This window comes from Serratia quinivorans, assembly GCF_946227985.1.
Taxonomy (GTDB): Bacteria; Pseudomonadota; Gammaproteobacteria; order Enterobacterales; family Enterobacteriaceae; genus Serratia; species Serratia quinivorans_A.
This window is the reverse complement of record NZ_CAMKGL010000017.1, coordinates 17,757-42,275: the sequence shown is the minus strand read 5'-3', so window position 1 is coordinate 42,275 and position 24,519 is coordinate 17,757. Positions and strand designations below refer to the sequence as shown.

The window sequence follows — 24,519 nt, the reverse complement described above, 5'->3', positions numbered from 1 at the left end:
TCTGTTGGTCGGAAAAACGCTTCTTCATGGGGATGTCCTCATGTGGCTTATGAAGACATTACTAACATCGGGGTGTACTAATCAACTGGGAGCAGGTCAGCCGCCATTGCCGCGCTAGGCAGAGAGGAATTAAGCCCATTCTTACAGCCAACACGGCTCAGGGGATGAGATAGTCTCGCCCGCCTGCTTTCTAACGGCTTGGACACGCGAGACTGGTTAGACGGTGAGCGCGTGTGAGTGTCTGTTACGGAGTGAAGGGCAAGCAGAGTGGGGGACATTGTCGCTATGTGGTCGGAGGAGTATAATGCCCTCCGTTTTTAATACAATACACAATAATACTTTTGGGAGGACAACAAAATGGGCCAGCGTAAGCACCTGACGCAGAGCGAAGTAGAAAGTTTACTGGAAATGGCGCTACAGGGCCGTCACCCTGAACGGGATTACTGTTTGGTATATATGAGTTTCATTCATGGCTTTCGGGTCAGTGAGGTGCGTTATCTGCAGTTGTCAGATATGGATTTGAAAGAAGGAATGTTGCATGTAAGGCGGATGAAGAGCGGATTCAGTACTAACCACCCCCTGTTACGAAATGAGATTAAGGCAATAAAAAAATGGTTAAAGATACGAGCCAGCTTTCCGGGTGCGGAAAGTGACTGGTTGTTTTTGTCGAATAACGGAACACCGCTGACCCGGCAGCGTATCTACCAAATTATTAGCCGATTGGGAGTAAAAGCCAATATTTCTGTAGTTTCGCATCCGCACATGTTGCGCCATGCGTGTGGATTTGCTCTTGCTGACCGTGGGGTTGATACCCGGTTGATACAGGACTACCTGGGACACCGCAATATCCGTCACACGGTGCGGTATACAGCGAGTAATGCAGAGCGATTTAAGGATGTCTGGCGGTCAAAAAATAAACGCAAAGTGTTACATTTAGGACCAAACTGTCAACAAGTGTAAGCCATGCTGGAATTTTTGCCACATTAGCTTGTCAAAAATACGCACAAACTTGTATCTAACTGTAAATAAAGTAAATAAACCCCAGCTAGAAATAATAAAAATCCTTTTACTTCAGTTGTTTGATAGTTACTTTATGTAATTATTATCTTTTTCAAATCATGCCCTCACCACCTCTTTTGTTTCCGAAAGCATATTTCTCTGCCAAAATTAACATTGTTGGTGCTCTTATCTTTTAATATGTATTAAAAAGCATAAACACCCAGCATGTAACAAACATTGTCAAAATGGTCCTAAATGACAACCTGAACGATGGTCGTTACCTGTGTTTTGGACGCGATGTTGCGCAGTGGAATTTAGGGTTTTCTATGGCAAAACTTGAGAGAAACTCAATGAATAAAAATATGCGTATTTTACTGCTCGCCACCGCTCTGAGCGGAGCAGCATCCGGCATGGCCTTTGCCGATGATACAAATGGACTGTCCGGGACCATGAAGTTCGATGCAATGCTGACGGGAGGAAGTTGTGTGTTGTCCGGCAATAACATTAATCATGATTTTGGTACGCTGTCAAAAGCGCAGCCGACTGTTACTACTACCTCTAGCGGTAACTTCAAAGCGTACAAAGTCTACACTGATACAATTAGTGTGACTGATTGCCCGCCAGAGATAACTGAGGTCTCAATGACTCCGCATTTTTATACGACTGGTAATGCAGCTAATATTGTTAGAAACACCTCGGGCAGTGCAACTAAAACTAACGCGTTGATGTTGATTGGCGGCGCAGATGGAATTACTAATCTGTACTCTACAGATGTAGAACAGAAGTTTCCGATTTCAGGAGAGACTGCCGGTACAGACATTAAACTTGTCTCACAAATAGCACAGGATATGAAGCTGCAAGCAACACCTGGGGATGGTGAATATAATGTCACCCTCACTTTCAACTATGATTAATTTTTGATTGAGAGATTTATATGATGAATTTTAATAAAGCAATTGCTGTTTCAGTACTGATGGTAGGAATTATAAATGTGCCTGTTTATGCAGCGGTCGATAATACGTCGGGCAGTTTACATGTGACGGGGTCCTTTGTAGATTCCAGCTGCCTGATTACACAGGATCAATTGACAAAAACGATACAATTCGCCGACATTTCCAAGACTACACTAACTGCTGTTGCTCAGGATGCGGTTGTGATTAGCCAGCCACTGACATTTAATATCACCAATTGTCCGGCAGACACAAATAGTGTTGGGATCAAGTTTGATTTTGATAAGGTGGATTTTGGGCAAAATTACATCAAAAATACAGGTATGGGAAAGGGGGCGGCATTTGGTGTTTCCTCTGATTTAAATACAAATCCGATTGCACCAGGTGGTAAAGTAGATACAACAGCTTTCAATGAACAGGCTGCAACGATAAATGCACAGGTTAATATTTACCGTACGGCAGAGAATTATACGGAAGGTGGTTTGGAGTCTACGGCAAATGTAACGCTGGTTTATAACTAATAAATATGCTCCCTCTGATGGTTTCAGGGGGGGTGTTTTTTACTGGGGATTTGAAATGTCTGGAAAGAAATACATTTATTTTGTTTTTTGCTTTTTCTTTTTTGTTACGCAAAACACTGCCCGTGCCGAAGGGGGGTTTAGTTTGGGCGCGAGTCGGGTGATATATCCTGGGGATAAAAAGGAGGTGTTAATCAGCGTGTACAATACGGCCGATAATTTCCCTTTTTTGGCCCAGTCTTGGGTGAGCCTAAGTTCGGCAACCGCAGGGAATAATGACAAGACGCCTTTTATTGTCACGCCGCCACTGTATTTGCAAGAAAAGGGCAGTAATGTTCTGCATATTATTCGCAAGGATCCTATTGCTATTTCGGACCGCGAATCAATTTATTGGCTGAACGTGAAAGCTATTCCGTCGTCAAGTAAAAAGTCGTCTGAAACAGGCGGGAGTCTGCAGTTTTCCTATTTAATGAAGCTAAAGCTTTTCTATCGCCCTGTTGGGTTGATGGGGGCTGCCGCAACGGCCTATACCCAGTTGGGCTTCTCCCAAAAGGGTAATGTCTTGACGGTTAATAACCCCACGCCGTATTACATGACATTCAGCAAGCTATTCGTTGGGGGGAGAGAAATAAAGAAACACACTGAGATGATTCCACCATTTAACAGCCAAAATTACACCCTCCCTGCGGGAGTGAAGGGTAATGTTGAATACTCGGTGTTGAATGATGTGGGTGGTGCAACACCGAAAAAGTCCGTTGCACTCTGAAAATAATGACTATTCCTGATGCAAGGGCGAAATATGAAGGCTTGCAATAAATTTAAAAATAAAAAATTTAGCAAGGCTCTTTTATATAAAGTGCTCATAGGCAGCATTTTTACTCAGAATGTAATGGCAAGCGAACCTCAGGCTGAATATTACTTTAACCCTCGCTTATTATCGCTTGGCGGTGGGGCCGCGGATGTCGGGAATGTCGATCTCTCCCGGTTTGAAAATGGCAGCCAGCTACCGGGAACTTACCGGGTAGACATTTACCTCAATGGTCAGTTCATGACCTCGCGGGATGTTAGTTTTGTGGCCAGCCAGGGGAAGACACTGGAGCCATCATTAACCCTGAAAGAGTACCGCAGTCTGGGACTGAATGATAAAGCCATCCCAGGGCTGAAAGACACGGCACCACACACTGCGCTGGTGCCTTTAAGTCAGTACGCGGCGTCTGCCAGCACCCAGTTCGACTTTTCACAGCAGCGACTTAATATCACCATTCCGCAGGCCATGATGCAGAGCCGAGCGCGGGGCTATGTTGATCCGGACAGCTGGGATGAGGGCGTACCGGCCGCCATCCTGGATTATAACATTACCGGCAACCACACCAGTTACCGAGGGGACAATACCTCGGCGGGAAACAGCGACGGACAATATGTAAACCTGCGCAGCGGCCTGAACCTCTTGGGCTGGCGGCTGCGAAATTATTCATCCTGGACTCGTAACAGCAACGGGCAGGACACGCAGTCACATTTCAACAGCATCAACAGTTATATTGCCCACGACGTAAAATCCTTGCAGGGGGAGTTTCTGGCGGGGGAGTACGCAACGCCGGGTGATGTTTTTGATAGCGTGCCGTTCCGCGGCGTACAACTGGTCTCTGACCAGAGCATGTTACCCGATAGCATGCGTGGATTTGCCCCGATCATTCGTGGGGTGGCAAATTCGAATGCGCAGGTCACTATTCGTCAGAACGGCAACGTGATTTACCAGACGTATGTCCCGCCGGGTCCATTTGAAATCAAGGACCTGTACCCTGCATCTGACAGTGGTGACCTGGTGGTGGCAGTGAAGGAGAAAGATGGCAGTGAACGCCGCTTCACCCAGGCGTATTCATCGGTAGCTATTATGCAGCGTGAAGGCCAGATGATGTATGCGATGACTGCGGGTGAACTGCGGGACAGTGGAGGGAATAACCTGCGAGAATCGAAGTTTGCCCAGGCCACGCTGATTTACGGGATGCCGTATAACGTGACCCCTTATGTCGGCTTGCTGGCGGCGCAAAAATACTGGGCCGCGACGGGCGGTGTCGGGGTCGGTCTGGGGGAGTGGGGCGCGATGTCCGTGGATGCGACGCAGTCTCATGCCACCTTGACCACCGGCGAAAGCTCACAGGGGCAGTCTTACCGGGTGCGTTACTCCAAGAGCATGCTGGACACCGGTACCACGGTGACTCTGGCCGCCTACCGTTATTCTACGCAAGGTTATTACGGTTTCCAGGATGCCAATACCTATCGGCAGCGTACAGACGACAATAACGATAACTTTAATTGGTCATCCTACCGTCCGCGCAGTGAGTTCCAGGTGTCGCTGAACCAGTCGCTGGATAATTTTGGCTCGGTGTATCTCTCGGGAACCCAGCGTGATTACTGGGGACGTAACGGCACCCAGCGCACCTACACCGCTGGCTACAACACCACGCTTTACGGGGTGAGTTATGGCGTGAACGTCAGCCAGAGTAAAAACAGCGACAGCAATAACAACGATAAAACGGACAAGAGGTTGAACTTCAACGTTTCCGTGCCGTTGAGTCGTTTCCTGTCCGGTAAGGACGGCTATGGCAGTTCTAACATGAGCATGAACTATGCCCTCAACACCGACCAGGACCACAATACCAGTCAGCAAGTGGGGGTCAGCGGCTCGGCCATGTCGGATAATCAATTGAACTATAACCTGAGTCAGAGTACCGGCAATCATGGTCAGGGGTATGGCGGCAGCCTGTCTGGCAGCTATAACGGCAGTGTCGGGTCCGTGACCGGGGGGTACAACTACAGCAAAGATCAGGCACAACTTACTTATGGCCTGAGTGGCGGGGTGGTGGCGCACCAGCACGGTATTACGCTGGGCCAGGAGCCGGGAGAGACCATTGCCATTGTCCGTGCCCCGGGTGCCTCGGGTGTCAAAGTCAGTAATCAGAGTGGGGTAAAAACGGACTGGCGTGGCTACGCGATAGTGCCGTATTTGACACCATACCGTAGTACCGAGGTGACGCTGGATCCCGTTGATATGGGGAGTGATGTCGCGATGGAGCTGACGTCAGCTCGGGTGGTGCCAACGCGCGGTGCAGTGGTGATGGCGAATTATCGAACGCAGGTGGGGCGCCAAGCAATGTTGATGCTCACACATAACGGTAAGCCAGTGCCATTTGGTGCGATAGCTGCGCTGGATTCGACAAATCTGGAGGAGGGGCAGCAGGCAGCGAGTGGCATTGTCGGCGGCGATGGTCAGCTGTTCATGACGGGGCTGCCGGATGAGGGACGCATTAACCTGAAGTGGGGAGAGGGGGAAGGCGCCCGTTGTAGCGTTCCGTTCAGGTTGCCGACAGAACGTAAAGATGGTGTACCGGTTAGTGTCACTGCTGTATGTCAATAAAAGGGCAAACATGAAGAGCATTCGATGGTCTGGCGCAGTCGCGGGGATAGTTATCGTTACGGCGGGACTGGCAAGTTTTATGGCGATGGCACTCCCCCTGGAGAATAACCCCGGAGGAGTAGGGACGGAGCGAACGCGATACATTTACAACGAAGGCGTTCGTCAAGTAGGGGTGTCCCTGAGCAACAAAACGCGTGAAACCTATTTGGTGCAAGCCTGGGTGAGGGGAATTGATCCAAAAACCGGCGAGGTGAAAAATGAGGAAGGGCCATTTTTCCTGAAACAACCCCTGGTGAAAGCTTTGCCGGACGGGCGTTATGGCTACCAGGTGATACAAACAAGGCCGGTGATGGTCAACGATCGTGAAAGTTTGTACCTATTGTCTTTCAAGCTGATTCCGTCTGAAGAGAAGGGCGGCGAGGCTTCGTATAACCGGGCAAATGTTGTGCTGACCTATAACGTCAAGCTGTTTTATCGCCCGACGGCATTGAAAAATGGGAAAGTGGTTGAAGCGGCTAAATCCATGACATTTAGCCGGCAAGATAACGAGGTTCAGATAAATAATCCGACACCGTACTGGATAACGTTTTATTCCCTGAATATCGGGGGAATGGCATTGCCGGAAGTTACGCTGCGGCAGATGGTACCGCCTTTTTCTATGGCAACGTATGCTCTCCCGGCGGCAATTAACGCCAGCACGCTAAAATGGCAGATCATTGACGAAAACGGTGATATTACAAAAGAAGTAACGTCACCGTTATAAAATAGAAACGTCGGGTTATTACTAATATTTCTGGTTTAGCCGGCAACGCAATAATACTGAACAGTGGAGTTGGAGTGAAATATGCATTCATTCTTATGTTTACCTGCTAGAGAAGCCCTGATGTGTAAAATGCGGTTAAATTGTTGTCTTCGGAGCATCAGCTTGGGTATGGCGGGGATCGTTGCCTGTGTTGCATTTCCGGTTCAGGCAGACAGCGTATCCGTTCCTACTCCTCAACCAGGACAGACTTCCAGTGCGTCAGTGAACTGGGTATTATCCGGCCCAAGTGGGAATAACGATCTTACTGATAGCAAGAGCATTCAATTGGTGGCAAGGTATCTGGGAGCCGGGGTGAATCATGTAAGTCCGGACGGAACACGTTTTCGCGCCCCTTTCCCGACGTCGAACAGTACCCTGAGTATGGGTTTTTATGCGGGAAATTCTGTAGGCTCAGGCATCGGCAACGTTTTAATTACATTGCCAGCTTTAGATTGTAATATTTCAAATGCTCTGTTTAAACGTCGGATACCCACCGAGTTGCTTGAGCCCGATCTGATGGCCTTGACTAGCCGAATGTATATAACCCAAGATTCGCTCGGACCGTATGACTGGTCATCAATTGGCCTAAGCGGTTTAGAGGTGAGAAGTGGAATCCAATCAGTACATGATCTTGAACTTCCCGCGAATCTTACAACGGTGACAACTTCTTTGATTGGGAACGGGCAGTCGACTGTTAAGGTAGGGGCCGGCGCAAAGCCTGGCAAATACAGCATAACTTTACCTGTGCAGTGTGAGTCCTACCATGCGGCTACTTCGGGTGGCGCTATGCAATCTTTGTATTTAGTGAACGGCACTGCAGCCGTTTCAGTGGAAGTGACTCCCCGCCCACATTCTTGTTTTGTGCAGCCGCCACCACCGGTGACCTTTTCTCCCGGGCTAGTCACCAAGTCTAAAGTTCAGCTGGATATGAGAGGAATTGATATTAAGTCGAGTTGTGATGTTAGTCTCGGCTCACCGGATATAAATAAAGGCATGTATTTGACCTTTGCTGCCGGAAGCTATGATCTTTATAATAATGATGTTAAAAAACTGGGCACCTCACTCGGGGGATATTATATCACGGGAGGAACAGAGGGGCCGGGTGGGATAAATCCTGTTGCGACTTGCTCGAACTCTAACATGCAATTTGATGGTGTGCCACACCCTGAATTTAGATTAAAAACGCTTGAGGCGGATGATCCACTGCCTGTGGTAAATACACACCTGTATTTCTCACTGTGTCGTGATACATCAAAACCACTGGTGACAGGTGAATTGCATTCTGATGCGAAAGTGAATGTGGTTGTGCAATAAATTAACGTAGCTAAAAATGTCATGATTGTTTTTCCGGTGCTATCTAGTGCTACAGATAGCGCAAACCTGCTCCTTGATTTTATAAATTGACCCGTTCTTATTTGTTGTCTAGTGGGTTTATAGGTTTTTTAATATATTCCCATTGATTCTGATAATTGAGTATTTGTTTTTAATTCGCCGCCAGGGCGTCGTTTTTTATTTTCATTTTTACTCATTGGCGTCGGCAAAGTCCTGCCGATAATAACGTGGAGAAATAGCTATGAATTTAAAATATGAGCAAACAAGCCGTGGCGACGATAACACGCCATCCACACAGCATACGGACAGAACATCGGCCAATGCCAGGCTTGCACCGATGCAGGGCATCATACAGGGGCGACAATCTAACCACGGTGACTATTGTCTGCCCTCCTCAGTATCGCAGCTTAATGCAATACCTCTGTACCTGGCGGTGGCGCATTGGGCGTGTTTATTAGGTACGCCGGTCGGACGCGAAGATATCAGCCGGGCTTTTCGTATTTCCGAGCGCCGTGCTGCTGATGTTATGTCCTACATCATGCATGCGCGTACGGATCTGGTGTCCTGTATTCGCCACCTCCACCGTAGCACAGGTGGTGTACGTACTCTACGAATGGAAGTGACAGCGGTGACGGATACGGCCCCGGTCATACGTACGTCTCAACCTAAACCTAAAAAACGACGAGCGAATGCGGAAAAATCCAAAACGGTTCAGACGATGAAAACCTGGTTTTTGACCGGGGTGAATCGATCGCTGTCGGAGGTCTGACAACCCGTAGTGCAATGTGTTGTTCCGTGGCTCGATACCGGAGGAGGACAAATGATGAAACCGTTCACGCTATGTCTGTCGTTGCATCTGGTAACCGGTACGGGAAGGGAGCGCCGGCGTGTGTTCTGATTTTTACAGGTAAAAATAGCAAGAGGTATACCCCGAACCCCACAAAAAGGATGAAAGATGTCAACGATATACGCCATCCCGTGGTTGGTTCAAACCCTGGATACGATACATGAGACCCGAGTGTGGCTGCCATCGGCTGGCGTGGGACTGCTCATAGTCTGGGGCGGGGTACTGCTCAACGTGGTTGTCAATCGTCAACCCTGGCCGATGCGACTATGCCGCTGGGTGCAGGAGTGGACGCTCCCGGTGGTGTTTATCGTGAGTGGCACGCTATTGCTGGTTTCCGGCGGGGAGTGGTGGATACCGGCTGTGGATACGGCCGATATCCTTTTCCGACGGTGGATATTCGACCTTCAGGAGAATGCGCTTACGTGGGGGAACCTTGGGCCCGTGGAGGAGGTTGCACGACCGGTGTATGTCGTGGGCGATATGTGCACGCAATCCGGCCTGGTGGTTCGCGGATGCCCGCCGTAATCGCCCCGATATTTGGATTATTGGTTCTTTCGGTTTGCGCAGTCTTCGGGCTTGCAGGTGTTCTCTATCTGGTCGTGCAGGGCTCCCCGGGGCAGCGTCATCGCGTGTTATTTGGTCGCCGGCCGGGGGGGCTACGCCGGTATCTGGGCGGCGAAATGTCGGTCAGCCAAACGTTGTGGGTCGGGGGGCCTCTGGCTCTGTTTCTGGCTTGGTGGGGGTACGCCATGGGATATGTCCCCCCGCGCTGCTGGGTACAAGGGGCAGTCGTGCTCTGGAGTGGAGGGGAGGCGTTGGCTCTGGTGAATGCAGCGCGGAAGTCCCAATTAACCACCGGCCTATGTTTTATGGTCTGCCTCATTGCCGCGGGACTTTTGTTGGCTATGGGGGCTGTCCTGCTGCGGGTAAGCGGATCCAGGTTGGATTTTTGGCTTTGACCCAGCGGCTGTAATGCGGGTGCGCGTGGACCCCCTAGCGGTGACGTGCGCGCCAAGAAAAATGAAAGGCAGTATGCCCGGTGGTACTGACCGGTTTGAACCACGCCCCACCCTATGTTGATGGGGTGTATACATCAAAAATACCTGTTACGAGGCGATGAAAGTAATGATGAAAAAACTGATGGCTGAAGCGGTAGGCACATTTTGGCTGGTGCTGGGCGGATGCGGGAGTGCGGTGCTGGCTGCCGGTTTTCCGGAGTTGGGGATCGGCTTCGCGGGGGTCGCACTGGCCTTTGGCCTGACGGTGGTGACCATGGCGTATGCCCTTGGGCACATCTCCGGCGGCCACTTCAACCCTGCGGTGACCTTGGGGCTGTGGGCGGGTGGGCGTATTGGTGCCAACCTGGTCATGCCCTACATCATTGCACAGGTCGTTGGGGGGATGTTGGGGGCCGGCGTACTGTATTTCATTGCGACTGGCGCTCCTGGCTTTGATGTCCATGCCGGTTTCGCCAGTAACGGCTATGGCGCCCTGTCTCCGGCGGGCTTCAGCCTGCGGGCTGTGTTTATCTCCGAAGTCATTTTGACGTGTGGTTTTGTGCTGGTGATTATGGGAGTAACAGACGTGCGTGCGCCGGCAGGGTTCGCGCCGTTGGCCATTGGTTTGTGCCTGACACTGATACACCTGCTCAGCATACCGGTGGATAACACGTCGGTGAATCCGGCACGCAGTACCGCGGTTGCGGTGTTTGCCGGGGGGGAGTGGATGGTTCAGTTGTGGGTGTTCTGGGTAGCGCCGTTGGTCGGCGGGGGGCTAGGTGGCGTGTTGTACCGCGTCTTGCTGTCCGATAATGCGCCGAAAACGGTATCGTGATGGCGACGCGTGTTGCCGGGCGGCCTAAGTCTGTGGTGAACCCCTCACGTTCCATCATCCTGACGCGCAGTGCCCCTGCGTCCAATGGCTATGGCCTGGGGGGCAGTGAAACGATGGCGGACAGCGCGGAGTGCCTAACCTCGCGGCAGCCCTCAGGTCATGGACCCTATTCCTGCGTCATTAATGGATGCGCCTATGCGCGAAGGGCATTGGTGACGCTGGCAGAGCAGCAACTGGGGGGGGAGATTGTTTCCTTGGGCTCGCCGTGGGAGCAACTTAGGTGGCCACGCGAGGCGATAATGGTGCCAGTGCGGATGTTGGTGTATCGCCTGCCTGAGGCATTGGGTGTGGCGCTCGATGGCATGATGTTCCTGAGACATTTCTTGCGATGTCACACGGGGCGATATGGGCCACGCTCCCAAATTCTGTTGATAACCGACCTGCCTGCATTTTGGCTGTTTGCCACCTTGCGCAACCTGCTAGGGGAGGAGATTGACCTGAACACCATCACCGTCTTGCCAGCCCGTAGTTCGCCGGTCCATGTCGCGACCGCCTTTGCCAGTGGGGGGGCGGGAATGCAGTTGGCAATGCTGGCTGCCCGCACGCCGGCATCACAGCGTTGCAGCCTGACTGCCCGGGAGGCGGAAGTCTTGCATGACTTATTGTATCACGGTCGTTCGATTGCCATGCAGGCAAAACTCAAGTGCACCGTAACAAAAACCTTATATAACCAACAGCGCTCAGCGATGAAAAAACTGGGTGTACGGACCCTGTGTGGCGTGATGCGGTGGCGAGGAGATGTTCGATGAAAAATCACAGCGGTCAGGGCGTGATACACGTGGATGGCGCAGGGCATGCCCTGTCCTCTCCAGAGGATGCCCATTCGATGTATCAGCTCCTTGCATGCACTGCGGCGGCGCTGGAGCGGAGTGGCGATTACGGTCAGGCGGCGGAAGCATGGGGCATTTGCCTGACGTTGGCACCGGACGTGCGCAACCGCTTCTGGTGCGAGGTACGACAGGCCCGCTGTCAGAAACAAGTGATTGTGCCTGCTTCGTGGCGTAGTCGAAAGGCTGGCGGGTGATGATGTCATGGATAGCCTGATGCAATGGGGAATGGCGGGAATGGATGGGGTGAGGGAGGTGCTGTATGCCTACCCCAACCTGACGGTACTGGGTTTGTCCGCCCTCGTATTGTGGGTGCTCTCCCGGACCCATTGACGGGGCGTTGTCCCTGGGTGGGGCATCCCCAGATATGGCGTGACGTGCACCAATACGCCATGACTGCTTTGTGGGCAAGGTCAAAATGCAGCGTATTGCGGTGATGAGTCGCTCATTGAGGTAAGCCTGTCTACCGATAACAGACCAACCTTGTCCCGCAGTGAGTGTCGGTGGCGAGCGATTGTTGTACTGGTGCTCATTCCCGCGTTTTGTGTCGGGATCTGAGCCCTGGCCGTACTGAAGCCCTGAGGCGGAGGGGCGCAGTGCCGAATCGTGCCGTCCAGGCATAAGCAATCATCCCCTTATGAGGTGGGTATGGGACAAACGCAAAAAAACCGCTTCGTTGAGGGAGGGAATGACCGCGTGCGGTGTGCACGTTGCCTATGTGGGGATGTACCTCCAGGGCTCCGGCGCGGGTCGGTCGGTGTGAAGGTGATGTTGCGCTGCTGGCAGTGGGTCATAGCGGTTTTCTGGCTCATCTTACTGAGTCTGGTGTTTTGCGCGTACGGACATGCGTTGTGCCTGGGGGGCAATAAACCTGTGGACCTGGTCACGCCTTACCATTTTTCCGCGCCGGTTGTCCGGGTCGCGATGGGGCTACCGCTGGGCACGGTGATTGCCACTGCGGTCATCCCGGAGGGTAGCGTGATTGCTCGTTGCGGTGGGGATGTTCAGGAAGGAATTTGGGGAGTCAGGGGGGCGCTTCAGCGTTTTGTTACGGTGCGCACAAACTTGCCAGGGGTGGGCGTCAGGGTGGTATCGGAGAAGCAGGCCCAGGCGGGTATCCCCGAGGTCGTTCCAGCGTGGCGATGGAATAGTCGCGCGCGTCAACACCCGATCACCCAGGGTGGCGTTCGTATTGAGTTGATTAAGACGGGGTCCATTCAGCCCGGCGTACTGACATCGGTGTCGGGAGAGGTTCAGTACCGCATGTATGACAGAACAGCTTCCCCGCGGCGTTTAGTGATGCGTGAACGTCTGCGTTATGTGGGGCAGTTGAGGATTGAGGTGTCAGAGGCCGGTCCGTTACAGGGTTACCAGCGTTTGTCGTGAATGTACTCGGTGATGTATTCACCAGCCGGAAAGGCGTGTGCAAACCGTATTAACAGGAGGCAACATGAAGTCACAATCTTTTTCACGCGCCAGCCGTATTGGCGCTGCTTTGACGGGCGCGGCGCTGCTGTCGGTCAGTCTGGTGCCGGTGGTACAGGCCTGTACTCGAGTCCTGTGGAATGACGATCCGTCAGGTTCCGCGGGGGTGCTGGTAGGACGCACCATGGACTGGCCGACCAGCACCAGCCCGGTTCTGACCTTTTTCCCGCGCGGTAGTGCGCACAATGGAGGCCAATTGGGGGCGCTCACGGTGGTCAGGCACAACCCACTCGAATGGCGGGCGAAGTATGCCAGTCTGGTGACCACTATCTATGGCGTTGGGGCGGCGGACGGGGTGAACGAAAAAGGGCTGGCAGCCCATCTGCTGTACCTGAATGAAACGGACCTGGGACCGCGGGATCCGTCTCGCCCTGGGCTGCAGGTCGGGTTGTGGGCCCAGTACGTGCTGGATAATGCCGCGACGGTGGAGGAGGCTCTGGCGACGCTGGACAAGGTGCAAGTGGTGATGGCCACGGTCACCGGCCCAAATGGGCGACAAATCAAGGGGGCTGTGCACCTGGTTATGGAGGATGCGACAGGTGACTCGGCACTGATTGAATATATCGGCGGTAAGAAAATTGTGCATCACGGCCGGGATGTCCGGGTCGTCACCAATGATCCGCCGTACGACCAGCAGATGGCCACGCTGAAAACGACGATCAGTAGCATGGAGGCACGGGGGGAGAGTGTTGCACACCCAAACAGTTCTACCGCACTGCCGGGGAACGTGTCCCCTCTGGACCGCCTGGTCCGTGCCAGTTATTTCCTGCACCTGTTGCCTCCGCCGAAAACTGAACGGGAAGGGATTGCGGATATGTTGGCCATTACGCGCAATGTGTCGGTGCCGTTTGGGGCCCCGTACAAGCCGGCAGCCGGCATGGCGGTATACAACACCGAATATCGCACCGCCATCAGTCTCAAGTCGGGCGCACCGAGATATTTCTTTGAGTTGACCACCCAGCCGAACCTGGTGTGGGCCGAATTGAGCAGGATTACTGTACCGGCGTTGGGGCAAGTCATGCAGTTTGACCCGTACCGTGCGGGCAACAGTGATGCTGCTGGGGATATCTCTGCGCACTTCCTCCCAGGGAAAGCGCCGTACTGAATGCCACATCCCGGGTCTGTTATCCCGGGATGACTGCCATCTGGCACACCGGCAGGGCGGAACAGACAGTGCCTTGTCGCCATTTACCCTTGATACATGGAAAGAAAGACTATGCAACATAGACTCACTCGCGGCCGCTTGTTGAGCGTGGTCAGCCTGCTGACGCTGGCTCAGGTACCGGCTCAGGCCGCCGAGGTGGTTGCCGGCAAGACAGCGGTGGCCACTGCGGCATCTCTCCCGATGGACGACACAGATTGGCACGTCACGCTCAGCCCGTATCTGTGGATGCCATCCCTGCGGGGTAATGGCGCCGTGGACGGTCATACTGGCCGCTTCAAGGCCCCTTTCCATAAACTGGTGCGAGACTTGGACTTTGTCACCATGGGAAATATCGCGGTCAACAAGGGTCGTTATGGGATGTTTTTTGACGGACAGTATTTTGACTTGTCCAAACACCTCTCGTTCCGTGCGCCGGGTGTTTCGGCCGATACCTCGATACGCGCCACCCAGTTGAGTCTGGGGAGCTTCTATGAAGTCTACCGGCGTGATCTCGGGGGAAGTACGGTATTCGGGGCGCCCCGTGAACGGACGCTGGCACCGACGATGGGGGTGCACTGGACGCGGATGCAGGCGCGGGCATGGGGCGAGGGGATGTCGTTGGAACAGACTCACACCTGGGCGGTGCCGTTTGTCGGGGTACGCGGTAGCTACGACCTGAGTGAGCGCTGGAATCTGTCATCACAGTGGGATGTGGGGGCCTGGGGGAGGCAATACAATCTGCAGGGGCAGACCTACCTGGGTTACCGGTTGGGGATTTTGGGCAAGGAAAGCATGCTGCGCGTGGGGGCTCACATCCTGCATCAGGACTATCAGGATGGCGGTTTCCACTGGAACGTTAGTCAATACGGACCAGTGGCCGGGTTGTCGATGAAGTTCTGAGCATGATGAGTGACGAGTCCCGTATCTGCTTTTAGCGTTTGATGGGCAGGGCAGATATCTGTTCGTGAGCGCGTCTACGGGGATGGCGCGCTCATTTCTAGATTGAAGGCGAGGACGTGAATATGCGGCATTTGAACCTTTTATCAAAGCGAGATGTGTGGCGTAGTATGTTTTTGTTTTGCATCGGTTTTTGGAGTGGCGTATTTTACCTTGTGTTTTGCGTATGATGCCACTTGCGGGTGACGTCGTGAAGGGGCGGGTCGTAGCAAAGACATTGGGATTCGGGTTGGTGCTTTGTTCACCGGCCGGAGGCTGACGGAAAGTGAAGGATTTTTATCGGGGCGTAACAGCATGAAGAAAACAGATAATAATGACATGAAGAACAATAAGGTGGCGATTACCCGTCGGTTAATGCAGTGTGCTGGGGTGCTGGCGGGGATGGTGTGCCTGGCAGGCTGCACACTGCCCATTAAGAAAAATGTCAGCGATGTGAAGAATACTGCGACGTCATCGGCATCCGTGACGGTACCGGTCAGGCCGGTGATGTCGGCCCCGGTGTCTGCGGACCCCCGTGGTGGGGCGTTGATGACCTTACCTGCCGGAATGCAGCGGCAGTTGGAAACCTGCCTGTTTGAGGCTAAGCAGCTTGCTCAGCTAGGGGGGGGAGCCTATCGGCAACAAGTGGCGGAATTGTATCGTCACCTGCAGGCAGCCAAATATTACGCTTCCATAGCAGGAGAATTGGCAGGCAGCACCACCGATACCATTACGCCTTTGTACCAGTACAAGGTCAATGATGCCTGTAATGGCATATCGCAATCGCTGTTGGTTGAGTTGAAAAAAGGCATCATGCCAGGACGGAGCATTAATCCATGAGGAGGGCCTTCAGGCTGCGACCACTGGCGTTATGGGGGTTGTCGCTATATTGCAGTGCGGCCCTGGCTGCTCCCTTGCAGTCCGGTCAGCGAGAGGGGGATTTTTTATCGGCTGTTCAGGGGGTTCAGGTACCCACATTGCCCCCGGTACGACAAGGGGGGGCAGTGTCAGCGTCGCTGAGGGATGCGGCAAAACTGAAAACGCTGACGACAGACAAGGAGCATCTGCAACAGCAGGTTGCACAATTGCAGTCCCGGTTGCAGGTTCATAAGCGCCAGAACGATTCGCCGGGTCCGGCTGAGGCGACAGATACAGCGCTTCGCACATTGCGCCAGGAAAAGGCCGAACTGACCCGAAAATTGGCACAGGCCAATGCCTCCCTGCAAGTTTCAGAGCAGCGTGCGACGCAGGGGACGTCTTCCAGGCAATCCTCCGCTGAGCGTACGCACATGGCGACGCTACAAAAAGAGAATGTAGCGCTCACTACCCAGTTACGCGCGTTACGCGAGCAGCTCAGCGCGGTGCAATCACAGGCACAAATGCAGCCTCCGCATCGTGACAGTCAGGATAAAAGCGAGAGCATGGAGGTGCTGACACGGGCGACGAACCAGCTAAAAACGCAATTGGTGCAGGTGACGGCGGACCGGAAAGCGCAACAAGAGGCACGGAGCGTGCTGGTGACAGAGCTTGCCCGTTTGCAGGCGCAATCACAAACGCAGACTGTCACTCAGGACGGAGAGCGTCGGGTATTGCAGCGTGCAATCACCGCCCTGCAAGCACGACTGGACATGGTATTGAAACAATCGGTCACCGACAGGGCGCAGCAGATCACCTCTGAGGGGGCTGTTCGTGTGTTGACAGAGAAACTCACTGCCACGCAGGCGTCGCTGACGAAGCAAATTGCCCGTAACGGCGAACTGATAAGTCAGGTCACGGCTCTGCAAAACGACGTAAAGAAAAATGTGGAGCAGGGGACGCAGGCTGAAGTAATGCTGGCTCGTCTCACCGCAAGCACAAAAAACAACGCTGACCTGAAAACCCAATTGGCGACTGTACAGGCTGGCAAGACACAGGCCGATAAAGCGCAGGCGGACCGCATGGCTGCGTTGCAGGCACAACTGGCGGAGACAGTGAAAACCGCTGCCGACCTGAAAACGCAGCTTGTCGCCATGCAGGCAGACAAGGTGCAGGGCGCTAAAGTGCAGTCTGGGGCTGTGGCAGCATTGCAAACCCACCTCGATGGCGTGATGAAAGATAACGTTGGCCTCAGGGGGCAGGTTACAGCATTAACGTTGGCTCAGGATGCGGCGAAAAAGTCGGCTGATGAGGCCAGAACGGCACTGTCTGCCGCGCAAAATGTGGCGCAGTCAAATCAGGCGCAGGCCGATAAAGCGCAGGCGGACCGCATGGCTGCGTTGCAGGCACAACTGGCGGAGACAGTGAAAACCGCTGCCGACCTGAAAACGCAGCTTGTCGCCATGCAGGCAGACAAGGTGCAGGGCGCTAAAGTGCAGTCTGGGGCTGTGGCAGCATTGCAAACCCACCTCGATGGCGTGATGAAAGATAACGTTGGCCTCAGGGGGCAGGTTACAGCATTAACGTTGGCTCAGGATGCGGCGAAAAAGTCGGCTGATGAGGCCAGAACGGCACTGTCTGCCGCGCAAAATGTGGTGCAGTCAAATCAGGCGCAGGCCGATAAAGCGCAGGCGGACCGCATGGCTGTGTTGCAGGCACAACTGGCGGAGACAGCGGAAACCAATGCTGATCTGAACAAACAACTGGCAGCGCACCCGGGCTCGGACCGTCCGGCAGCGCCCTCCCTGGACCTGAAAACACCGCAGGCACAGCAGGCCTACGCCAGCGGCGTTATGATGTCTGAGCTGCTGCGTCGTACCTTGGCACTGCAGTCAGATTTGGGGGAGCAGCCGGATACACCGATGCTGTTGGCCGGTGTGAAGGATGGGGTTACGGGAACGTTGCAACTGGATAAGACCGTGTTGAATGCCCAGTCAGAAGCGGTGATAGCACGCCTGTCCGCGAAAGAGAAAGCGAGGTATGACACTGGGGTGAAACGTATTGAGATCCTCACGGCGAAAAAGATTCTGCTCAAACGTAACGGGACGATGTTTTTTGTGCAAGTACGTAAGGGTAGCCGTCCACTGAAAGACGGGGAGTCACTGAACATCATCTTGCGGGAGAGCACGCTGGACGGGCGGATATTGCGAGAGGGCAAGTCTACTCGGGGCATTTACAGTGAGCGACTGCCTTATCCGGTTCAGCAAGCACTGATGCTGGGGGGGCTGGGGGAAGTGTGGACATCTATTGTTTTGCATCGGATATTTATCCACCGAGTAGCGTACCGGAAGGGACTTTTGCCTACACGCTGATGAAGTACACTGTAAGTTCTCGTCCATAAATGAACCTGGGGGCCTGGGCTCTGTCGGGAGACTTTTAAAGGACCGTGGTCGAACTAAACTGAAATCTCCGTCGAGATGGTCGTGACGAAAGGGTATCAAAGATTATGCCATACCCGGCGGGACGGAATATATCATGTGGCCTATTCTCACGCGGCGAGTGAACTAAAAAGGAGATTAATATAGTACGCAGCACGCCTAATGCGTGCATATGTTCACCTGTGCATCAGAATTCCACCGAAATATTCTGTGTCGACGTAGTGGGATATTTGAAAAATAAAAGTTGTTCGCTTTATTCCGCCGTTTGGGTCGAGGAAGCCATTTTCCCCGTGTTGTATTTTTGGGGGAGTATTACCTGCAGGGTTCGACGAGGCAATGGTCAGGATACACATACGTAATCAGGAATAGATGGTCTTGGGCCTAGAACCAGCCGTTCTGGGTGGCTCCAGATTTTCAGTTCCTTCGAGGCGCTCCTCTAGCAGTCCGGCTTTGCCGGGGAAGATACTGAGTATTTATTCGTCGGGTGTTCCATACAGAGGATATAAGGAGAAGAGACGATAAATGCGGGGGAGTTGATGTGCTCTCATGCTCACTATCGCCTAATGCTATCTGTAAGGAAAAGTGAGCCGCAGCATGGTGCCGCTTATTAATGCTTGATTAATGAAGAGTAAAGTAAACTCAAGTCATCATGGGTAGTCAGCAACCTCTGGACTGGGTCTCTTATACGGATAATACCTTGATAACTGTCTGAGTGATTTGTCGATGATCAAGACATTCAAGTCGGGCGTATTACACGTCGCAGTCTGTGGCGTGAAACAATGAAATAGCCCGGGCGATGTATTATCCGATGCTGCGGGTCAACTGAGACAGGACATACAACCTTTGATGGATAAAATCCATCATGTGCAGGTGCAAATGAGGGAGGTAAGGTTATGCGGGGGGCGTACGCTCTATTAGTCTCGGTCATTTTTACCGTCTTTTTGGGGGCACTAGGCTGGTGGTTTGGTTCTTCTGACTTTAGGTCGTTGAGTGCTCTCCCGGAAGATACGCCGTATGAAACGAGTGCGCCGATGCTGCTACGGGATTTTCGAGAAAATGCAGACTCACTTGAGACCCGGATTGGCCACCGTTTGGTTCGGGTGTCTGGGCAGGTACGGTTTATTTATTTGGACAGTGTGCCTACCCCTGTGATGTGGCTGGACACCGGAGATGTGGTCTTACCGGCGGAGATGACATTACTGGCAAGGCAACCGCAGGTATATCAGGTTAGGCCGGGAGACACGGTTTGGTTACAATGCGATACCATCGGTTTTGATGCGGAGATAGTGACTGGCAGTGACTGCGTGTTGGAGTAAGCGGAGATATTTTAAGCCAGCCGGGAAGGACGGCAACATGGAGCGCCTACATTGAAGACCCTGTATACGACTCTGTGTAAATGCTTTTTCTCAGAAGTGACCGCCCAGGCGGTCACTGAACTCGATAATAAAGCGGCTCATTGCCCTACGCCAGTCCCCCGTTCCGTGGCTGCATCAACAGTCCCAGACGCCAGCACTCCTAGCAAAATGTCCAGGCATACGAAGAGCAATGTCGTTTTAACTGCTCTTATAGGTCTACTTGTCCTGCTCTGTTCACTCCCCCGTCTTATGCGATTTTCTTGTAACGTTAAGCGTTACGGCAAAATTTAAAAGGGCAGTATATTTCTCCTCATCCCTTACGTTTTATCTTGACATCAAAAGACAAGTTCACATCACAATTTGTCTCGTTATCACTTCTGACTCGATGAGTTAACGAAAACGCCGGGATCAGCACTTGCGCTTCTCCTCCCCAACGCAATTGTTTCACCACGTGCCGTAATTGTGAACATAGCCGCAGCACCTCTATTTCCTGCGGGATTCTCAGCGCGCCACGAGGTTCAAAACAACTCCCATCCGCCAGTCTGCCCGTCAGGTACAATGCCACCGTATCACAGTCCTGAATCCGCGGGCCATATCCCGGTTCTGTCACCACGTATAACATACCATCCTTGCCATAGCGCATCCCGGTACGCTGCAAGAAATGCTCATACATTACCCGGTTCTTCCACGCAAAATCGTGTTCCGACGCCGATTGTTGCATCACGCGGGCAACGCGCTCATTCACCCGAGCAGTAATCTCCTCCAGCTCACACGATGACAACTGCACACGTTGACGAAAGGTATCTACCATACCGGCCAAAACGACATCCTGTTCAAGACGCACGCCACGATACGCATGTTGTTCCAGCAATAATAATGCTCGTCTACCCAGATCGACCCCGCTGACATACGCCTCCTGCCGTACGGGCGTATCCAATGCTGGATGCAGCACGTCTTTTCCCTCTTCACAGGTGAACATCAAATTTCGCAATTCCGATACCGCCGAAAACAGCGACTCTAGCACACGATCCATTTCTGGTGACACAAACACTTCCCCTTATCCAATTTTGTCAATAGGGTGAGCCGCACGCCTCACCCTGAATTCCAACGACGATTAGAACCGATAACCGGAGCCCAAAATCCAAGTACCGCACTTGTCATTAAGAATCTTGGTATACTCATTACTCTGCATCGGTGACCCAGTTTGCTCTCGGGTTAAAGTGCCAGCCAACCACCGTCACGATATTACGATGGTGCAGGGAGCCGTAATATCGTTGACTGAGATCTTCGTTTTATCAATCGCATCCCCCACTAAAGCGTAGATACTGAATTGATCGTCAATCCGGTAGGTCGGCCCGATCGCAAAACTGTTATATTCCAGTTTGCCGTTCTTTCCGCTCCCCCCATCTCTGGGGATGTTGAGAGTGTGTAAATGAAGCTATAAAACCTCAGCCCTCAGTTATTTCATCACGATACATCAGATTAATGCAGCGTCCCGTATTGCCAAAATATGCCCCATACCTATCCGCGTTGAAGTGGGTCTGGGCATAGCCACTAGTAAAGGAGTGCTCATCAGCTGCTCGAGCAATAGTTATCACCGCAATCTGTGACAGAGCTAACGTAAGAGTAACCAGCGTTAGTTTGCTTGTTTTCATCATTACTCTCTCATTACACGTTATTGAGAATCAAAAACTACGCACGGCAGCAGATAATATTCAAGCATCGTATCAGAAAATTTCTGGCGGCCGACAAATAACCCGTATGTACCGACGCAATAAGCAGACATGTTTTATTTGAACTGGAGTAGAGCGTAATATGAATTTCTATCAAGTGATATAGGAATATGCTTTGCCGAATGTTAATGCGATCTTCCTTCGGCCTATCGGCGTTAAGGCTGTCCACCGTGGCCTTGTTGACCCCAATTTGTCGAGGGTGACAACCTCTAGTTGCCCGTACTGATAAATAGCTGTTCTAAAAAACGTAGCGCCGTTGCAGTTGGGGGGAGCAAAAGTCAACGGTATTGCTGACCGAGTCCACCGCAAGGTACAGATAACACCACTGTCCATTGAACTCGATATAGATTTCATTCGCCAGCGACGCCGGTAATGTTTGACAAGCAACGGAATCAGGCGATGGACCCGACGCGATACGTTGACGTGGTCGACTTCAATACCGCATTCGGCCATCATATCTTCTAGATTGTGCAGACTTAGGGCGAAGGCCAGGTCCCAGCGAACATTTTTTGGCGATAATATCGGCGGGATAATACAGACGTTTGAAGGAATTTTAGATTAGTAGCATGGACAGGTAACACCATAAAACAAACAGCATGTTACCTGACGACGCATTAGTGCGATACAAACTTAAAATAAGGGGTGAGGGTTCCGCGTAAAGGTATTACCCGTATGATAAGGATCTAACTCCATCACCGGTGCTCCTTTATCTAGTCTGAACTTCATTAGGTCCACAGTATGAATTTCAAGCCCGGAGGTCAGTTCAAAGATGTATTTTCTCCGTGTAAGATCCGCGATCGTTCGGTATTCCGTGGTGTAGGTGCCGACTCCCTTGTAGGGCGCGTCATAAGGAACAGATACATTCCGTAAGACCGACAATAATTTTGAAATGGCTGTATCGGATCCGACAGGTGTTTTCAGTAAGTGGCTGAAGTAGGTGGCACGGGCGAAGCGTGCTGTGGGGGACACGTTACCTGGCAGTGGAAGATTACTGTCAGGATGAGTCATATCGATGTTTTTCAGCAGGCTGAGCTGTGTATCATAATCCGGGTCATTAGTGACTACTGTCCAGGCCTTATTGTGATGAATGTGCATTTCTCCATTCAGGTATTCCACAATGGCAGAGTCACCTTCAGCATCTTCCAGTACCAAATGTAGGGCGGCTTTATGACCCCGTGCCGCTATCATGACCACCTGGACATTTTCCAATGCAGTGAGAGCTTCCTCTACCGTTGCAGCATTATCCAGCACATACTGCGCCCAGAGTCCTACCTGCAGCCCTGGGACTGCAGGTGTTCTGGATGGATATTGTGTAGTGTTGAGGTACAACAGATGAGCCCCCAGCCCTTTCTCATTAAATCCGTCAACTGCTCCCACACCATAAATACTGGTGACCAAGCTGGCATATTTTGACGTCCAGATGGCAGGGTTCTCCACTGCGGTATTATTCCCATGTAGACCTCCATAGCGGTGGCGTCCGCGGGGAAATATCAGGAGTATGGGATCTGTGCTTTCTGGCCAGTCCATCGTTCTTCCGACCAATACGCCTGTGCGTCCGCTATTCCAGAGGATACGTGTGCAGGCTTGTACCCTAGAAACCCATCCGCCGGCGATGAAAATGGATAACGTGGTAAGCATTAACCAAAGCAAAAAGCGCACTTTAAGCATATTGAATTCCTTTACGGTCATGTAATTGAAGTTGTTATGCATAGGTTAAATAAAATGCTCATTTAACCTATGCATAACATCAAGCAGGGAGGTTGGAGAATTCAGTGACTTAACTCGCATTTATCATGACTGCGTCTGGAGTGTTGTGTTATAGCATTGTTGTTTTTTTTACGGGACGAAAAGATGACAATACACGGGTTAGCACAGTTTTCGGTGGAAGGGAACGGCAGATATCGATGCGACTCAGTCTTTGTTGGGGATGTTTGAATAGTAGGTTGAATGCTACGCGGATCACCCATCGTTTGAATGCCTGGGGGGCATGAACATATTGCTGCCACATTCTAGACAACTTGTTTCGACAGGCTCCAGACGGTATATATCACGGGCTAGATGTTTAGGAAATGGGAGGCGATGGCGGGACTGACAACGCTGTCAAGGGACGTGTAGGTCATTCACTCGACCGTTGTGATGGTTGCCCTCGTGTTCCTGCTGGATTAGCCGCGTTTCAGCCTCTTTGATCTGGCCCAGATATCGTGAATACGCTGTTAAGCGAGTAAAATTGCTTACAGAGGTGAATAATGGCTCAATCTACAGATGTTAAAAAGGTCTGAAATCGTTACCTCCATGAGTTTCGTGAACATGCTATGGCGTTCTGCCTCAGCGTTGCCAAAGCAGCCAAAGAGCTCAATTTATATTAATCTCAACTTTATACATGGCGTAAAAAATATCAGTATGCGTTGCCCTCTACTGAGAGTAAGTTACATTAACTAATTGAAATTAAAAATATTATTTGCAAATTCACTCGGCAGGTTGAAGCTTTGGCCATTGTTCAAAAGCCGCGACACATTTTGCTGGGCGCTTGTAGTGAAGTACGTTTTTATACAACGACATCAGACCGATGAGCGGTAAAATCTATCTTGTCTGTGTCTTGGGGTATTATGTTTGCCGACATGGGTACAAAAAGCGTGTTACTGCCGGTTAAAAGCGTTCATGGGACTCTGCTATCAGGGATATGTTGATGGCAGATACACCACGCTGCTGACAAAACTGAATCACGGTGATCCGTATGACAGAGGAGAGCCCTTATCATCACCGTGTGCTTGCGTTATAAGTAATACTTGATTGATTATTAATTATTTGATTTTAAATAAATAAATTGAAATTTACCTATCTGGTTTTACGAAAGCTGATTATTGAAGACATGAACGGCCTGTTGGTTGATTAAAAACCTATAATACAAAATAGCTCACTGAAGGTGGGGGGGGCTTTTAAGGTTCATCAGGCGCAGAGCTCATCGGGGTGCGGGCATCCTTGTCCGTAGA

General features: G+C 51.9%; 19 protein-coding genes. 16 read left to right on the top strand and 3 right to left on the bottom strand.

From position 1 onward, the window contains the following. The first annotated feature begins 357 nt into the window (after positions 1–357). The 16 genes from OCH02_RS24750 to OCH02_RS24675 all read left to right on the top strand — a co-directional run bounded on the left by OCH02_RS24750 (position 358) and on the right by OCH02_RS24675 (position 18,375). A complete protein-coding gene (locus OCH02_RS24750; protein ID WP_198642404.1) occupies positions 358–960 on the top strand; it encodes a tyrosine-type DNA invertase in 603 nt (200 codons plus the stop codon). Positions 961–1,325: 365 nt separating this feature from the next. Next, on the top strand, positions 1,326–1,913 hold the full coding sequence (locus OCH02_RS24745; RefSeq protein ID WP_261433449.1) for a hypothetical protein: 588 nt from the start codon (positions 1,326–1,328) through the stop codon (positions 1,911–1,913). Between the two features lie 20 nt (positions 1,914–1,933). Beyond that, a complete protein-coding gene (locus OCH02_RS24740; RefSeq protein WP_261433447.1) occupies positions 1,934–2,470 on the top strand; it encodes a fimbrial protein in 537 nt (178 codons plus the stop codon). A 55-nt stretch (positions 2,471–2,525) separates the two neighbouring features. After that, positions 2,526–3,233 (top strand): molecular chaperone, encoded by a 708-nt coding sequence (locus OCH02_RS24735; protein ID WP_261433444.1) that lies wholly within the window; start codon positions 2,526–2,528, stop codon positions 3,231–3,233. A gap of 123 nt (positions 3,234–3,356) precedes the next feature. After that, positions 3,357–5,882: a fimbria/pilus outer membrane usher protein gene (locus tag OCH02_RS24730; protein ID WP_261433443.1), complete on the top strand. Its 2,526-nt coding sequence runs from the start codon at positions 3,357–3,359 to the stop codon at positions 5,880–5,882. A 10-nt stretch (positions 5,883–5,892) separates the two neighbouring features. After that, on the top strand, positions 5,893–6,645 hold the full coding sequence (locus OCH02_RS24725; protein ID WP_261433441.1) for a molecular chaperone: 753 nt from the start codon (positions 5,893–5,895) through the stop codon (positions 6,643–6,645). An 81-nt stretch (positions 6,646–6,726) separates the two neighbouring features. Then, positions 6,727–7,998: a hypothetical protein gene (locus OCH02_RS24720; RefSeq protein ID WP_261433440.1), complete on the top strand. Its 1,272-nt coding sequence runs from the start codon at positions 6,727–6,729 to the stop codon at positions 7,996–7,998. 259 nt (positions 7,999–8,257) lie between these two features. After that, the gene (locus OCH02_RS24715) at positions 8,258–8,785 is read left to right on the top strand and encodes a CaiF/GrlA family transcriptional regulator (protein ID WP_261433439.1); all 528 of its coding nucleotides are present in this window, start codon (positions 8,258–8,260) and stop codon (positions 8,783–8,785) included. Between the two features lie 1,206 nt (positions 8,786–9,991). Then, entirely contained in the window at positions 9,992–10,696 is a 705-nt protein-coding gene (gene aqpZ, locus OCH02_RS24710; RefSeq protein ID WP_261283515.1) for an aquaporin Z, read from the top strand. A gap of 32 nt (positions 10,697–10,728) precedes the next feature. Continuing rightward, positions 10,729–11,505 (top strand): hypothetical protein, encoded by a 777-nt coding sequence (locus tag OCH02_RS24705; protein ID WP_261433438.1) that lies wholly within the window; start codon positions 10,729–10,731, stop codon positions 11,503–11,505. Further along, positions 11,502–11,780, top strand: coding sequence for an ANR family transcriptional regulator (locus OCH02_RS24700; RefSeq protein WP_261433437.1), 279 nt, complete (start codon positions 11,502–11,504; stop codon positions 11,778–11,780). Before OCH02_RS24705 ends, OCH02_RS24700 begins: the two co-directional genes overlap by 4 nt. A 562-nt stretch (positions 11,781–12,342) precedes the next feature. Further along, positions 12,343–12,969 (top strand): hypothetical protein, encoded by a 627-nt coding sequence (locus tag OCH02_RS24695; protein ID WP_198642394.1) that lies wholly within the window; start codon positions 12,343–12,345, stop codon positions 12,967–12,969. A gap of 64 nt (positions 12,970–13,033) precedes the next feature. Beyond that, complete coding sequence (locus tag OCH02_RS24690; protein ID WP_198642393.1) at positions 13,034–14,173, top strand: linear amide C-N hydrolase; 1,140 nt, start codon at positions 13,034–13,036, stop codon at positions 14,171–14,173. Positions 14,174–14,284: 111 nt separating this feature from the next. Beyond that, a complete protein-coding gene (locus OCH02_RS24685) occupies positions 14,285–15,112 on the top strand; it encodes a hypothetical protein (RefSeq protein WP_261433436.1) in 828 nt (275 codons plus the stop codon). A gap of 351 nt (positions 15,113–15,463) precedes the next feature. Beyond that, on the top strand, positions 15,464–15,988 hold the full coding sequence (locus tag OCH02_RS24680) for a hypothetical protein (RefSeq protein ID WP_232811051.1): 525 nt from the start codon (positions 15,464–15,466) through the stop codon (positions 15,986–15,988). Positions 15,989–16,152: 164 nt separating this feature from the next. Then, complete coding sequence (locus OCH02_RS24675) at positions 16,153–18,375, top strand: hypothetical protein (RefSeq protein WP_261433435.1); 2,223 nt, start codon at positions 16,153–16,155, stop codon at positions 18,373–18,375. 1,731 nt (positions 18,376–20,106) lie between these two features. Here the strand turns inward: OCH02_RS24675 and OCH02_RS24670 are convergent. From OCH02_RS24670 to OCH02_RS24665, 3 genes are all read right to left on the bottom strand, one after another. Next, the gene (locus OCH02_RS24670; protein WP_261433434.1) at positions 20,107–20,841 is read right to left on the bottom strand and encodes a hypothetical protein; all 735 of its coding nucleotides are present in this window, start codon (positions 20,839–20,841) and stop codon (positions 20,107–20,109) included. A 926-nt stretch (positions 20,842–21,767) separates the two neighbouring features. Then, complete coding sequence (locus OCH02_RS25510) at positions 21,768–21,878, bottom strand: DDE-type integrase/transposase/recombinase (RefSeq protein WP_410001279.1); 111 nt, start codon at positions 21,876–21,878, stop codon at positions 21,768–21,770. A gap of 281 nt (positions 21,879–22,159) precedes the next feature. Next, positions 22,160–23,197, bottom strand: a complete 1,038-nt coding sequence (locus tag OCH02_RS24665; protein ID WP_198642389.1) for a linear amide C-N hydrolase — start codon at positions 23,195–23,197, stop codon at positions 22,160–22,162. Between the last annotated feature and the right edge of the window lie 1,322 nt (positions 23,198–24,519).